At 73.4% G+C, this 13,560-nt stretch carries 17 protein-coding genes; 6 read left to right on the plus strand and 11 right to left on the minus strand.

The window, feature by feature from the left end; translation table 11 throughout:
* Position 1: 1 nt before the first annotated feature.
* From mtlA to H4W80_RS00505, 3 genes are read right to left on the minus strand one after another with little or no spacing between them, the layout of a single operon-like run.
* Positions 2–1,129, minus strand: a complete 1,128-nt coding sequence (mtlA, locus tag H4W80_RS00495; protein ID WP_225963164.1) for a mannitol-specific PTS transporter subunit IIC — start codon at positions 1,127–1,129, stop codon at positions 2–4.
* A gap of 32 nt (positions 1,130–1,161) precedes the next feature.
* On the minus strand, positions 1,162–2,118 hold the full coding sequence (pfkB, locus tag H4W80_RS00500) for a 1-phosphofructokinase (protein WP_192783224.1): 957 nt from the start codon (positions 2,116–2,118) through the stop codon (positions 1,162–1,164).
* Complete coding sequence (locus H4W80_RS00505) at positions 2,115–2,876, minus strand: DeoR/GlpR family DNA-binding transcription regulator (RefSeq protein WP_192783225.1); 762 nt, start codon at positions 2,874–2,876, stop codon at positions 2,115–2,117. The genes pfkB and H4W80_RS00505 overlap by 4 nt, the downstream gene beginning before the upstream one ends.
* Before the next feature lie 88 nt (positions 2,877–2,964).
* Between H4W80_RS00505 and H4W80_RS00510 the strand changes: the two genes are divergently transcribed.
* Together H4W80_RS00510 and H4W80_RS00515 are read left to right on the plus strand one after the other, a co-directional pair.
* The gene (locus H4W80_RS00510; RefSeq protein WP_192783226.1) at positions 2,965–3,819 is read left to right on the plus strand and encodes a D-alanyl-D-alanine carboxypeptidase family protein; all 855 of its coding nucleotides are present in this window, start codon (positions 2,965–2,967) and stop codon (positions 3,817–3,819) included.
* The gene (locus tag H4W80_RS00515) at positions 3,819–4,775 is read left to right on the plus strand and encodes a phosphotransferase family protein (protein WP_192783227.1); all 957 of its coding nucleotides are present in this window, start codon (positions 3,819–3,821) and stop codon (positions 4,773–4,775) included. The genes H4W80_RS00510 and H4W80_RS00515 overlap by 1 nt, the downstream gene beginning before the upstream one ends.
* Here the strand turns inward: H4W80_RS00515 and H4W80_RS00520 are convergent.
* On the minus strand, positions 4,762–5,367 hold the full coding sequence (locus H4W80_RS00520; protein ID WP_192783228.1) for an SAM-dependent methyltransferase: 606 nt from the start codon (positions 5,365–5,367) through the stop codon (positions 4,762–4,764). The two genes, H4W80_RS00515 and H4W80_RS00520, sit on opposite strands and share 14 nt — an antisense overlap.
* Positions 5,368–5,456: 89 nt before the next feature.
* Between H4W80_RS00520 and H4W80_RS00525 the strand changes: the two genes are divergently transcribed.
* Entirely contained in the window at positions 5,457–5,684 is a 228-nt protein-coding gene (locus H4W80_RS00525; protein ID WP_192783229.1) for a tautomerase family protein, read from the plus strand.
* On the opposite strand, the gene H4W80_RS00530 is transcribed toward H4W80_RS00525, so the two are convergent.
* The 5 genes from H4W80_RS00530 to def form a co-directional block, all read right to left on the minus strand.
* The gene (locus tag H4W80_RS00530; protein ID WP_192783230.1) at positions 5,681–6,037 is read right to left on the minus strand and encodes an MmcQ/YjbR family DNA-binding protein; all 357 of its coding nucleotides are present in this window, start codon (positions 6,035–6,037) and stop codon (positions 5,681–5,683) included. The two genes, H4W80_RS00525 and H4W80_RS00530, sit on opposite strands and share 4 nt — an antisense overlap.
* A gap of 10 nt (positions 6,038–6,047) precedes the next feature.
* On the minus strand, positions 6,048–6,464 hold the full coding sequence (locus tag H4W80_RS00535) for a CBS domain-containing protein (RefSeq protein WP_192783231.1): 417 nt from the start codon (positions 6,462–6,464) through the stop codon (positions 6,048–6,050).
* Positions 6,465–6,589: 125 nt separating this feature from the next.
* Positions 6,590–7,996, minus strand: a complete 1,407-nt coding sequence (locus H4W80_RS00540) for a pyridoxal phosphate-dependent decarboxylase family protein (protein ID WP_192783232.1) — start codon at positions 7,994–7,996, stop codon at positions 6,590–6,592.
* A complete protein-coding gene (locus H4W80_RS00545; RefSeq protein ID WP_192783233.1) occupies positions 7,989–8,609 on the minus strand; it encodes a helix-turn-helix domain-containing protein in 621 nt (206 codons plus the stop codon). Before H4W80_RS00545 ends, H4W80_RS00540 begins: the two co-directional genes overlap by 8 nt.
* A 7-nt stretch (positions 8,610–8,616) precedes the next feature.
* Entirely contained in the window at positions 8,617–9,156 is a 540-nt protein-coding gene (gene def / locus H4W80_RS00550; RefSeq protein WP_192783234.1) for a peptide deformylase, read from the minus strand.
* A gap of 146 nt (positions 9,157–9,302) precedes the next feature.
* Between def and H4W80_RS00555 the strand changes: the two genes are divergently transcribed.
* The gene (locus tag H4W80_RS00555; RefSeq protein ID WP_192783235.1) at positions 9,303–10,097 is read left to right on the plus strand and encodes a class I SAM-dependent methyltransferase; all 795 of its coding nucleotides are present in this window, start codon (positions 9,303–9,305) and stop codon (positions 10,095–10,097) included.
* A gap of 62 nt (positions 10,098–10,159) precedes the next feature.
* Here the strand turns inward: H4W80_RS00555 and H4W80_RS00560 are convergent, their stop codons facing one another.
* Both H4W80_RS00560 and H4W80_RS00565 read right to left on the minus strand, forming a co-directional pair.
* Complete coding sequence (locus tag H4W80_RS00560; RefSeq protein WP_192783236.1) at positions 10,160–10,675, minus strand: hypothetical protein; 516 nt, start codon at positions 10,673–10,675, stop codon at positions 10,160–10,162.
* A 58-nt stretch (positions 10,676–10,733) separates the two neighbouring features.
* Complete coding sequence (locus H4W80_RS00565; RefSeq protein ID WP_192783237.1) at positions 10,734–11,663, minus strand: hypothetical protein; 930 nt, start codon at positions 11,661–11,663, stop codon at positions 10,734–10,736.
* 130 nt (positions 11,664–11,793) lie between these two features.
* Between H4W80_RS00565 and H4W80_RS63290 the strand changes: the two genes are divergently transcribed.
* Both H4W80_RS63290 and H4W80_RS00575 read left to right on the plus strand, forming a co-directional pair.
* Positions 11,794–12,729, plus strand: coding sequence for a GNAT family N-acetyltransferase (locus tag H4W80_RS63290; RefSeq protein ID WP_192783238.1), 936 nt, complete (start codon positions 11,794–11,796; stop codon positions 12,727–12,729).
* 36 nt (positions 12,730–12,765) lie between these two features.
* The gene (locus H4W80_RS00575) at positions 12,766–13,551 is read left to right on the plus strand and encodes an arylamine N-acetyltransferase family protein (RefSeq protein ID WP_192783239.1); all 786 of its coding nucleotides are present in this window, start codon (positions 12,766–12,768) and stop codon (positions 13,549–13,551) included.
* Positions 13,552–13,560 lie beyond the last annotated feature (9 nt).

Genomic DNA, 13,560 nt, shown 5'->3' on the forward strand with positions numbered 1-13,560 from the left:
CTCAGGCCTCCTTGTTGGCGGGTGCGGCGGCAGGTTCGGTGGCGGTGACGGCTTCCTGCGAGCCCTCCGGCTCGTCCTTCTTCTCGCCCCTGCCGAAGCCGAGCAGGATCGCGGCGACGGCGAACGACACGGCCGTGGCCACGAGGATCCCCAGGCTGGAGCCGAGCCAGCCGCCCTTCGGCGTGACCGCGATGTAGGCGAAGATGCTGCCGGGCGACGGCGTGGCGACCAGGCCCGCCCCGGTGACCATGAACGTGAACACGCCGGCCGCGCCGCCCGCGATGACCGCGAGGATGAGGCGGGGCTTCATGAGCACGTACGGGAAGTAGATCTCGTGGATGCCGCCGAAGAAGTGGATGATCATGGCGGCGGGCGTGCTCGGGCGCAGCTCGCGCGGGCCGAACAGCAGGTACGCCAGCAGCAGCCCGAGGCCGGGCCCCGGGTTCGACTCCAGCATGAACAGGATCGACTTGCCCGTCTCCGCCGCCTGCGCGACGCCGAGCGGGCCGAGCACGCCGTGGTTGATGGCGTTGTTCAGGAACAGGACCTTGGCCGGCTCGATCAGCACGGAGGCGACGGGGAGCAGGTTGTGGCCGATGAGCCAGCTCACCGCGTTGCCCGCGGCCGTGGTGACCGTCTGGACGATCGGGCCGATGCCGAACATCCCGACCACGGCCATCGCGCCGCCCACGATGCCGGCGGAGAAGTTGTCCACGAGCATCTCGAAGCCGGCCTTGGTCCGCTGCTCCGTGAACTTGTCCACATATTTCAGGATCAAGGCGGTGAGCGGGCCGATGATCATGGCGCCGAGGAACATCGGAGAGTCCGTGCCCACCACGACGCCCATCACCGCCACCGCGCCCACGACCGCGCCGCGTTGCCCGTGGACCATCCGGCCGCCGGTGTAGGCGATGAGGATCGGCAGCAGGGTCGAGATGATCGGGCCGACCATCTTCGCGAGCGTCTCGTTGGGCAGCCAGCCGGTCGGGATGAACAGCGCGGTGATCAGGCCCCAGGCGATGAACGCGCCGATGTTCGGCATGATCATGCCGGCCAGGTGGCCGCCGATGCGCTGGATGGTGGCCTTGACACCGGTTCCGGTGACCGGGGGTGTGTAACTGTCGGCCATGGACGTGCTCCTTCGGGGGGATGAGCAGTTGATCAGCCGCTGTGCGGGACAAGGGGGGAGGCGAGGGGGCGGGACGGGTCGGGCGGGTGGACGGCGACGACGACCGGGTCGATGTCGGCGGGGCCGGGCATGCGGCTGCCGGGCAGGCGGACCGCCGCGGCGCCCCAGGCCAGCGCCCGCGCCAGGGCGTCGGGGCCGCGCCCGCCGCCGGCCAGGAAGCCGGCCAGCATGGCGTCGCCGGCGCCGACGGAGCTGCGCGGCTCGGTGACGGCGGCCTCGCCGTACCAGACGCCCTGCTCCTCGACGAGGACGGCGCCGTCGGCGCCCAGGCTGGCCAGCACGGTACGCGCGCCCGCGGCCCGCAGCTTGCCGGCCGCCTCGACCACGTCGCCCAGGCGGCGGATGAGCATGCCGGTCGCGGCGGACAGCTCCTCGAGGTTGGGCTTGACCAGCGCGGGCGCGGCGCCGAGCGCGCAGGCCAGCGCCGGGCCGCTGGTGTCGACGGCCACGTGGATGCCCGCCCCGGCGAACCTGCGGCACAGCCGGGCGTAGACGTCGGCCGGGACCTCGGGCGGCAGGCTGCCCGAGGCGACCACCCAGTCGGCCTCGTGGGCGGCGTCGAGCACGGCGTCGGCGATCGTGTCCAGCTCGTCGGCCGACAGCGCCGTGCCCGGCTCGTTGATCTTGGTGATGGTGCCGTCGGGCTCGGCCAGGGTGACGTTGGACCTGGTCGGGCCGGCCACCGGGACGGTGACCATGTCGAGCCCCTCGGCCGCGAGGAGCCGTACGAGCTGCCTGCCCTCGTCGCCGCCGAACGGCACCACCGCCCGGCTCGCCACGGCGTTGGCCAGCAGGGCGCGTGAGACGTTGACGCCCTTGCCCCCCGGGTCTAGGTGGGCGGCGGCGGCGCGGATGACGGCGCCCCGGTCGAGCGCGGCGATCTCGATGGTGCGGTCGAGGCTGGGGTTCAGGGTCAGGGTGAGGATCATGCCCGGATCACCTCCGGGCCCGCCGCCGCCAGGTCGGCGGCGAGGGCGACGTCCAGCCCGGTGTCGGTGACGAGCACGTCGATCTCGTCCAGTCCGGCGAACCTGGCCAGGTACGTGTTCGTGAACTTCGTGTGGTCGGCCAGCAGCACGCTGCGCTGCGCCGCCTTGACCATGGCCCGCTTGATCGCCGCCTCGGCCGGGTCGGGCGTGGTCAGGCCCCTGGTGAGCGAGCAGCCGTTGGCCGCCATGAAGGCCACGTCCACGTTGAGGTCGGCCAGCGGGCGCAGCGCCCAGTCGTCGACCGTGGCGAGCGTCTTGCCGCGCACCCGGCCGCCCAGCATGATCACGTGCAGGTTGGCGCGGGCGGCCAGGGCGGTGGCCAGCGGCGGCGAGTTCACCACGACGGTGAGCTCGCGGTCGGCGGGCAGCACCTGGACCAGCCGGCCCGTCGTGGTGCCCGCGTCGATGATCACGGAACCGTCCTCGGGCAGCTCCGCCAGCGCGGCCTTGGCGATGCGCTCCTTCTCGGCCGTCATCACCTCGTCGCGGGTGGCCAGCGCGGGCTCGAACCCGAGGCGCTCGACGGGGATCGCGCCCCCGTGCACCCGGCGCAGCACGCCCGCCCGCTCCAGCGCCGTCAGGTCGCGGCGGATCGTCTCGGTGGTCACGTCGAGCTCGGCGGCCAGCGTCACCACGTCGACGCGGCCCGCGGCGCGCGCTCTCCGCAGGATCTCCTGCTGCCGCTCCTCGGCGTACATGATGTTGGTTCACCGCCGTTTCGGGTTGGTTTCATCTTTGTTTATACCCGCTTTGTTGGCCGGGTCAAGGCTTGGTAGGTATAGGCGAATGCGAAGGATGCCCCTGGCCGCCGCGGTGGCCGCCGTCCCCCTTGTCGTCGGGCTCGCCACGCCCGCCCAGGCCGCCCCGCGGGTGCCGCCGGGCACCACGGCGTCGTGGCTGGTGTTCGACCGGCAGGCGGGCAAGTTCGTGGCCACGCGTAACGCGCACCGCAAGTTCCGCTCGGCCTCGGTCGTCAAGATCCTCATCGCGATCGACTACCTGGAGCGGCGCAAGAGCGTGCCGGCCGCCGACGCCCGGCTGCTGAAGATCATGCTGCGCTCCAGCGACGACGACGCGGCCTCGGCGTTCTGGGACCGCGCCGGCAAGGGGCAGATCATCGTGCGGATGGCGCGCAAGCTCGGCCTGTCCGACACCGCGCCGCCGCCCGCCTCCAAGCCGGGCTTCTGGGGCTACACCTCGCTCAGCGCGTACGACATCGTGCGGACCTACCGCTACCTGCTCGACAGGGCCGAGCCCAGGGTCCGCGACACGATCCTGGGGCACCTGCGGCAGTCCACGCCGTGCGGGACCGACGGCTTCGACCAGACGTTCGGCATCCCCGACGCGGTGCCCCGGCCGTGGGCGGTCAAGCAGGGCTGGTCGGGGTTCGGCGACACGCCGCCCACGCGGTGCTCCGGCGCGCGGGCGGTCGGGGCGCCCATCTCGTGGATCGCCCAGCGCGCCACCGGCTCGGGCGTGCCCGACTACGGCCGCCCGGTGCTGCACACGACGGGCCTGGTGGGCAAGAACGAGCGGTACGTTGTCGCGGTGCTGACGGCGCACCCGGCGGGCGGCACGTGGGCCTCCTCGGTCACCCGCGTCACCAAGCTGACGGGCGAGCTCTACCGAAGCCTCTCCTGATGGCGGGCATGCCGCCCGCGACCGGGTCCCAGCGCATCACCTGGGCCGAGGTGCCCGCCGAGGTGCGGGCGGCGATCGAGAAGCTGCTCGGGAGCGAGGTGGCCGCCGCGGCGAGCCAGCCGGGCGGCTTCTCCGAGGGCGTGGCCGCCCGGCTGCGGCTCGCCGACGGCGGGCGAGCGTTCGTCAAGGCGGCGAGTTCGCTCGTGGCACCGGGGGTGGCCCGGTTCCACCGCCGGGAGATCGAGGTCTCCCGGCGGCTCCCCGACGGGGTGCCGGCGCCGCGGCTGCTCCACGCCCATGACGACGGCACGTGGGTGGCCCTGGTGTTCGAGGACGTGGAGGGGCGGCTGCCCGCCCAGCCGTGGGAGCGCGACGAGCTCGACCGGGTGCTCGCCGCCGCGACCGGGCTGGCGCGGGCGCTGACCCCGTCGCCGATCGACCCGGCCCTGCTCGCCCGGCCACGGCTCGGCGGGTGGCGCGCGCTCGCGGACGAGGGCGGCGCCGGCCGGCTCGCCCCGGTGTCGCGGTGGGCGAGCGATCATCTCGACGAGCTGGTCGCGCTGGAGGAGGCGGCCGCCTCCTCCCTCACGGGCGAGACGCTCCTGCACGGAGATCTCTATCCGTTCAACATCATGCTCACCACGGATCGCGTCCTCGTCGTCGACTGGCCCCACGCCTGGGTCGGGGCCCCGCACTGCGACGTGCTCACCCTGCTGTCGAGCGCCTCGCTGAGCGGGGTGGACCCGCAGGCGTTCGCCCGGGAGCATCCGCTGACCCGCGACCTCCCGCCGGAGGCGATCGACGCCTTCCTCGCCGCGCACGCCGGCTTCCTGCTGCGGCTGGCGGCGAACGCCGGGCCGGGCGCCGACCGCCACCTGGTCGCCATGGCCACCGCGCTGGGCAAGGCGTCGCTGCGCTGGCTGCGGCGCCGGCTCCAGGACGTCAGCGGAACGTGAACATGCGTTCGCCCGCCTCCAGCGCCACGGGCGGCCCCGCGTAACGGTGCACGCCGACGCCGTACCCGTCGTCCCCCTCCACCTCCACCCGCTCGAACCCGCCGTCCTCGAACCATCCGCAGATGCGCGGCACCAGGTCCGGCTCGCGCCGGTTCCTCGTCCAGACCACGGTGGCGCCCGGGGCGCAGAGCTGCGGCAGCAGGCCGACCGTGCGCCGGACGTCGGCGTCGCTCACGTTCCCGAACACGCCGCACACCAGCACCAGGTCCGCGGGCACCGCACCGGCGTACGCGCCGAGCAGCGCCGCGTCCCCGCCCACCACCTCGACCCCCGGCGGGGCGGACCGCCGGGCGGCGGCGACATTGCGCTCATCCAGCTCCACGAGCCGGGCCCGCACCCGGTCGCGCCCGGGGTGCGCGGCGAGCACCGGCAGCAGGTCCCGGCCCTGGCCCGCGCACAGGCTCACCACCCGCGTGGCCCCGTCGTCGAGCGCGGCGGCGATCCACTTCCGCACCACCTGAAGCCGCCGTTCCAGGGGCGAGCCCGGTACGTCGTAGGCGTCATGCCATCCCGCCCAGTCCTCGTCCGTCATGATCGTCATGCTGACGGATGGGCGGCACGGCGGGCAAGCCGGGTTTGCCCCCGGGGCGCGGGGGCAGGTCGGCGGAAAGGGGGGAATCCATGCCACTCATCAACGTGAAGGTCATCGAGGGCGTCTTCAGCGACGCGCAGAAGGCCGAGATGGTGGAGAAGCTGACCGACGCGATGGTCGCCATCGAGGGCGAGAACATGCGCCCGCTGACCCTGGTCATCGTGGAGGAGGTCAAGAGCGGCGACTGGGCCGTCGGCGGGAAGCAGGTGACGACCGCGGAGGCGAGGGCGCTGGCCGCTGGCCTGCGACCCCGCTAGCGCCCGTGGAGGGCCTGGGCCTGCTGTTCCAGGCGCACCTTCTTCGGCACGCACATCCGCCACGCCTCCAGGACCAGCTCCCGCATCTCGGCCGGGTCGAGGGCGTCCACGCGCGCCACCACCCAGTTGAAGCGCAGGTCGGACTCCCGCGGCAGGACGAACCTGTCCGGCTCGGCCGCCACCAGCGCGGCGCGCTCCTCCTTGGGGAACCCGAAGCCCATCAGCGTCTCGTCGCGCGAGAACGCCACATAGACGATCTTGCCTACGCGGAACTTGACCCGGTCCCGGATGAGGTGCTCCGACGAGCGGGGGAGCGTGCGGGCGAACTGCCGTACATCGTCGACTGTGAACACCCGGCAAACGTTACTGGTTGCCCTCCGCGGCCGAAATGTCGGCGAGGGCCGAGTGCGGGTCGCGCTCCAGGGCCAGGTCGCCGAGGCTGACGATGCCGACCGCGCGGCCGTCCTCCAGCACCGGCAGGCGGCGGACGGCGTGCGAGCGCATGATCCGCACCGCCTGGTCGATGGTGGTGTCGGGGTCGATGGCCTCGACGTACGGGCTGCACGCCTCGCGTACCGGCGTCTGGGGGGACTTCTCGGCGGCGACGACGCGCACGGCGATGTCGCGGTCGGTGATGATGCCCTGGATCCGGCCGTTCTCGTTGACGATCACGGCACCGGTGTCGCGGTCGCGCATCAGCGCGGCCGCGGCGGACACCGGCTGGTCGGCCTCGACCGCCGCCGGGTGGGACGTCATGACCTCTGCCACGGTGTCGGCCATGGGGATCCTCCTGCCTGATCGGTCCAGCCGACCCCTACCCGAGCGGACGCGCGGCTCACCGGCCTTTGCCGGGTCTCTGCGTTCGGCTGGAGCGTCTTGGCCGCCGGGCGGGCCTCCGTGTCCGGTCAGAGCGTCTTGGCCGCCAGGCGGATCTCCTCCAGCAGGACGGCCAGGTCCCCCTCGGTGGTGTCCGGGTGCAGGAAGCAGGCGCGCAGCGCGTCGCGGCCGCCCAGCCGGGTACCGGTGATGAACGCGTTCCCGCGCGCCTGCACCGCGCCCGGGATCGCCCGGTTGAGGGCGTCCAGCCCGTCGGGGCGGGGCCGGTACCGGAAGGCGGTGATCGAGGTGGTGACGGGCGCCAGCAGCTCGAAGTCGCCGGCCTCCTCGACCATGGCGGCGAGCGTGCGGGCCAGCCCGGTCGTGTGGTTCACCAGGCGCTCGACGCCGGAACGGCCCAGGTGCGACAGCGTGGCCCAGGTCTTCAGCGCGCGGAACGGGCGGGTCTGCTCGGGCCCGTACTCGGCGAACCATCCCAGATCATCCGCGTTGTCGTCGATCAGGTACGACGGCACCAGGCTGAACGCGGCCCGCGCCGCCCCCGGGTCGCGCAGCAGGGCGCAGCCGCAGCCCACCGGGACGCCGAGCCACTTGTGCGGGTCGAGGGCCAGCGAGTCGGCCCGCTCCAGGCCCGCGTAGTGCGGCGCGGCGCCGTCGGCCAGGACGCCGAGCGCGCCGTACGCGCCGTCCACGTGGAACCAGAGCCCGTGCTCGGCGGCCACGTCGGCGATCTCGCCGAGCGGGTCCACCGCGCCGGAGTTGACGGTGCCCGCGCTGCCCGCCACGCAGAACGGCCGCAGGCCCGCCCGCAGGTCCTGCTCGACCATGGCGCGGAGCGCGTCCACGTCCATCCGGTACGCGCCGTCCACCGGGACCACGCGGACCTGCCGCGCTCCGAGACCGAGGAGCTGGGCGGCCTTGTGCAGGCAGCTGTGGCCCTCCTCGGTGACGTACATGACCATGGGCGGCCGCCCGGACAGGCCCTCCTCGCGGGCGTCCCAGCCGTCGGCGAGCGCGGTCCGCTGCCGGGCGGTGGCCAGGCAGATCACGGTGGCCATGGAGGCGCCGCTGGTCAGCAGCCCGCCGCCCGGCGGGTGCGGGAACCCGGCCAGCTCGGCCAGCCATCGCACCACCGCGCGCTCCAGGTGCGGGCCCGCGTGGTCGCCGCCGGCGCAGCTCGGGTTGAGTGCGGCGGCCAGCGGCTCGACGAGCACGCCCGCGGGGTTGGGCGGGGAGTTCACCCAGCCGAAGAAGCGGGGGTGGCCGTTGCCCATGGGGTACGGCAGCACCCGCGTACGGGCGTCCTCCAGCAGCTCGCCGAGGGGCCGCCCGCGCTCGGGCAGCTCCTGGCCGCCCAGCCAGGCCCGCTCGGCCTCCGGCACGGGCCGCCACACGGGCCGCTCGCCGAGGCCCGCCAGGTGCTCGGCGGCGATCCGCGCGGCCGCGGCCAGGTCGGTGGGGTCGAGATCAGCCATCGGAGGGTTCCTTCCAGGGGTCGTGCTGTCCGGCGCCGCCCAGCTCCATCGCCAGGTAATAGACACAGTCGTCGGCGCCGTCGTTGGCGAAGGCGTGGCGGCAGTCGCCCGGGTAGTAGGCCGAGTCGCCGGCCGCCAGCTCGTACGGCCTGCCGTTGATCGTCAGCCGCAGGCTGCCGCGCTCGACCGCGAGGTACTCCCGCGACCCCGGCGCGTGCGGCGCGAACTCGCCCGCGTCCACCCCGGGCCCGAGGGACGTCCGCATGAACTCGAACTCCACGTCCCCCAGCACCGGCGACAGCACGCGGCGCTCCCAGCCGGACGGGTCGCGCAGGACCCGCTGCTCGGCATGGCGCAGCACGCGCATCGCCGAGTGCGCCGGCTCGTCGAGCAGCCGGGCGATCGACGTGCCGAGCGCCGTGGCCAGCCGGTCGAGCACCAGCACCGTCGGGGTCTTGGCGCCGCGCTCGACCTCCGAGACCATGCTCCGGCTGATGCCGCTCAGCGCGGCCAGCCGCTCGACGGTCAGCCCGCGGGCCCGCCGCTCCGTGCGGATCCGCAGCCCGAGCTCGGCCATCGACAGGCCGCTCGACAGGACCCCTTCGCCTTCCATTCCTCCACTATAGCGGTGCTTTGTCCGCGATAGCGGAGCGGCTCTCCTCGTAGGCGGCCAGCACCCGCTTGCGGCGCTTGGCGGGGAGGCGGTCGATGTACAGGTAACCGTCGAGGTGGTCGGTCTCGTGCTGGAGGCAGCGGGCCAGCAGGCCCGTGCCCTCGACCCTGACCGGCTCCCCGGCGGCGTCGAACCCGCGCACGGCGGCCTTGTCGGGGCGGGGGAGCGGCGCGTACTGGCCGGGCACCGACAGGCAGCCCTCGTCGTCCGCGTCGAGATGGCGCTCGCCCACCTCGGGGAGCTCCAGGGTGGGGTTGACGACGACGCCCTTGTGGTGCTCCCCGTCCGCGTCCGGGCAGTCGTAGACGAACACGCGCAGGGCCACGCCGATCTGGTTGGCGGCCAGGCCCACGCCCTCCGCCGCGTACATGCTCGCGAACATGTCCTCCACCAGCGCCGCCAGTGTGTCGTCGAACCGGGTGACCGGCTCGCACGGGTGGTGCAGCACCGGATCTCCGACGTGCACGATCGGCCGGACCTCTCCCACGACCAACGCCTCTCTCCAAATTTGCGAACGTTTCGCAACAAAGTTTACGGTCTGTTCGCCGTCTCGATATACAAGACGATTCCTCTTGGATGGTGAGACGAGCGCTAGAGTGATCGGCGTCGGAGCGGAAACGAAGGAGTTTGCCGATGAACGCCGTTTACACGCATGGCCACCATGAGTCCGTGCTGCGCTCGCACCGCTGGCGCACCGCCGGTAACTCGGCCGCGTACCTGCTGCCCCACCTCAAGCCGCACATGAAGGTGCTGGACGTGGGCAGCGGCCCCGGCACGATCGCCGCCGACCTGGCGGGGCTGGTCGGCCACCTGACGGCGTCGGAGGTGACCGAGGAGGCGCTCGAGCTGTCCAGGGCCGAGATCACCGCCAGGGGGCTGGACAACGTCGACTTCGCCGTCGCGGACGCGCACGCCCTGGACTTCCCCGACGACACCTTCTGCGTGGTCCACGCGCACCAGGTGCTGCAGCACGTCGGCGACCCGGTGCGGGCGCTGCGGGAGATGGGCCGGGTGACCAAGCCGACCGGGTACGTGGCGGCGCGCGACAGCGACTACGCGGCGTTCGCCTGGTATCCGCTGCTGCCGGAGCTGGAGGAGTGGATGGCGCTGTACCAGAAGCTCGCGCGGGCCAACGGCGGCGAGCCGGACGCGGGGCGGCGGCTGCTGTCGTGGGCCAGGGCGGCGGGCTTCACCGACGTCACCGCCACCTCCTCGACGTGGTGCTTCGCCACCCCGGAGGACCGGGCGTGGTGGGGCGGGATGTGGGCGGACCGCATCCTGGGCTCCGCCATGGCCGAGCAGGCCCTGTCGAGCGGCGCGGCCACGGAGGCCGACCTGCGGCGGATCTCGCAGGGGTGGCTGAAGTGGGCGCGGGCCGAGGACGGCTGGATCTCCATCGTCCACGGCGAGATCATCTGCCGCGCCTGACGACACCCGGCGCCCCGGCGCAGGTCAACGGGCGCGCGTCCCTGGCGCGCGGGGGCGGGGGGTCAGAGTCCCAGGGTGTGGGCCCGTTGCCACTGGGGGTCGCGGTAGAGGACCATGTCCGAGCCGATCATCTCGTCCGGCGCCGACAGCATGGTGATCTCGCCCGCGGCCTGCATCTCCAGCAGCAGGTCACGCACCCGCGGGCCGACCGGCAGCCGTCCGGCGGGCAGCCCCATCCCGGCCCGCACCGCGTCGGCGGCCTCCGACAGGTGGAAGGGCCCGTCGAAGTTCGCCACGATCCCGCGTACGACGGCGATCGTGATGAGGTGCTCGGCCTCGGCGTAGGCGAGCTGCCAGATGACCTGCTCCTTGCGGCCCCCGGTGGCCGCGCACGCCGTGCAGCCGTGCGTCAGTCCGGGCGCCATCTCCTCCTGGCCGGATCCGAGGCAGACCGAGCACAGGCCGTTCTCGGCGGCGTGCAGCTCGGCCGTCATCCGCCCGGCGAGCACGGCGCCGCACTCGCAGGCGAACGCGTCACCCAGGATGCCGGTCTGCGGGGAGATCGCATGCGTCGTCACCGGGCCGACTCTACCGCCGCCCGCCGCCGTCCCGGGCACCCGGCGCACCCCGGGACCATCAGCCGCGCAGGTCCGCGAGCCCGTGCAGCCGGCGCAGGGCCTTGCGGGCCGCGGCGGCGACGCGCTCGTCCGGGTGGTGGTCGATGAGCACCCGCAGCACGCGCCCGGTCCACGGATGGTCCCCGAACGCCAGGATCGCGATCGTCCCCGCCTGCTCCTCCGCGTCCATCCCAATGGAGATCGACTCGATCACCTCGCCCGCCTCGCCCCCGAACTCCAGCAGCGCCGCCGCCATGTCCACGAACACCCAGGCGATCTCGTCCGGGGCGGCCGGGCGGTCCTCGCGCTCCGTCCTGGTGGCGATCACCGCTCCGAGGCCGGGCTCCTCCAGCAGCCCGGCCAGCGCCCGCCGCCCCTCCTCGCCGAGGTCCGACGACAGCAGCTCCACGCCGACCGCCCGGCTGAGCGGGCTCACCGTGGCCAGCGCCGAGGCGATCTCGGCCGCCGCCGCGTCCGGGTCCCGGCCCTTGAGCCACCCGGCCAGCTCCTCGCCGCGTTCCGTCTCCGGGTAGGAGCGCAGGCCGTGCAGCAGCGTGGCGGCGTCGGCGTCCGCGAGCGACCCGATGACCGGCACCTCCTGCCCGGTGGTCTCCGAGATGACCAGCCGCGCCGCCCACAGGCCGAGCCAGCTCAGCGTGTACGGCTCCGCCTGGCGTACCAGGCCCAGACCCGTCAGCTCCTCGGGCGCCCTGCCCGGATGCGGCTCGCGCGACAGGAACATCCTGATGAGCTCCAGCAGCAGCCTCTCGTCGGCGGCCAGCCGCTCGCGGACGTGGCCCGCCCAGAAGGCCAGCACCTCCGCGTCGGAGCCCTCCGGCTTCAGCTCCGCGGCCAGGGGAGCGGCACGGACGGCCGCCGCGAGCGTGGCCTCCTCGGGCAGCCGGATCGGGGGCTGCAGGGGCAGGGTGTCGTCGTCGTAGGACCTCACGAGCCCATCCTGTCGCGATATTTCCGCTACAGTGCCCCGTGACGCCGAAAAGTCGGAAGAAAGGAGGCGCTGAGATGTTCGGCACTACTTCGGGCGCTCACCGCGCCCGCTTCTACTTCTCGGAGGAAATGTGCTTTTCCGAACCGCGGTCGAGGACGATCTAGACCGCCTGCTCGGCTGCGTCGTCGACGAGTCCATCAGCTGGGCGCATCCCGACCGCCTGCTCTCGTTCCTGGAGAGCGGCAACTACCGGTACGACCGCATCTGGCTCGCCGTCGCCGACGACGGGGAGATCCTGGCCCGCGCCGTCTGGTGGGGCTTCCCCGACGGCGACAGGCCGCTCGCGCTCGACTGCGTGTACGTCCATCCGTCGGTGGACGATCGCGTGGGGCTGGCCGCCGAGCTGCTGCGCCGCGCCCACGACGCGTACGGGCGGGCGATCGAGTACCACGTGTTCGTCACCCGCGGCTGGCGCGAGGACCCGAAGGCGGCGGCGGCCATCGCCTGGCGCTGGGAGGCGGCCGGCCGCGCCGGGCTGACCGAGGAGCTGGAACGGCTCCGGTACGAATGGACGGACGGGCCCGTCCCGGAGCCGTCGGACCGGCTCGTCTTCCGTGGGGAGGACGACGACGAGGTGTTCGTGGAGGCGTTCCGCCGGGTGGCCGTCGGGACGCTCGACTTCCACACCCGGCAGGCCCTGGTCACGATGGACCCCCTGGAGCAGGCGCGCGAGGACGTCCGCGACAACCGGTCCATGCCGGGCGATCGGTCGTGGTGGCGGCTGGCGTACGACAAGAGCGGGGACCTCGTCGGGGTCGCCCTGCCGTCGGCCAACGCCGGCGGGCCCGTGGTCGGCTACCTCGGCGTGGTGCCCGAGCACCGGGGCCACGGGTACGTGGACGACCTGCTCGGCGAGATCACCCGCGTCCACGCCGAGCGCGGGGTGCGGACGATCATGGCGGACACGGACTCCGGCAACGTGCCGATGGCCAGGGCGTTCGAACGCGCCGGCTATCACAACTTCGCCATCAGGCTCGTCCTGTCGGCGAATCCCGTGAACGCGTGATGCGGGCGGGCCGTCGCGCAGGAGATCGTCGATCCCATGACATGGGACATCGACAAGCTCGATCTCGAGGCGTACCTGGCCAGGATCGGACACGACGGCCCGCTCGCGCCGACCTATGAGACGCTGCGCGCGCTGCACCTGGCGCACGTGCGCTCCATCCCCTTCGAGAACCTCGACGCGGTCCTCGGCCGGGGCATCGCCATCGACCTGGGCAGCATCCAGGACAAACTCGTCACGGGCGGGCGCGGCGGATACTGCCACGAGCAGAACCTGCTGTTCGCCGCCGCGCTCGAACGCCTCGGCTTCGCCCTGACCCGGCACCTGGCCAGGATCCGGCTGGGCCGCGGCCACCTGCCGCGCTCGCACGCCACGCTCACCGTCGAGGCGGACGGCCGCACGTGGCTGGCCGACGTAGGTTTCGGCGGGGAGGGGCTGGTGGTGCCGATCGCCTTCGAGGACGGGGCGACGGCGCGCTCCGGCCCGTGGGAGTGGCGGCTGGGCCGGGACGGCGACTTCCGGGTGCTGCACGCGGGCCCGGCCGAGCTGTACGCGTTCCGCCCGGACGAGCCGCACTATCCCAGCGACTTCGAGGTGGCCAACTTCTACGTCGCCAACAGCCCCCGCTCGCCGTTCGTCCACCACGTGCTGGTCCAGCGCACCACGGCCGACGCCCGCGTCCGCGGCGAGGACCTGGCGGCGGGCCCGGCGGTGGGGACGGCCGCGGAGCTGGCCGAGGAGCTGCGCGAACGCTTCGGGATCGAGATCACCGAGGAGGACGCCCGCGAGCTGCTGCCCAGGCTCCGGGCCGGCCGCGCCGATTGATCTCACGGG

The organism is Nonomuraea angiospora (assembly GCF_014873145.1).
In the GTDB taxonomy this organism is placed as follows: Bacteria; Actinomycetota; Actinomycetes; order Streptosporangiales; family Streptosporangiaceae; genus Nonomuraea; species Nonomuraea angiospora.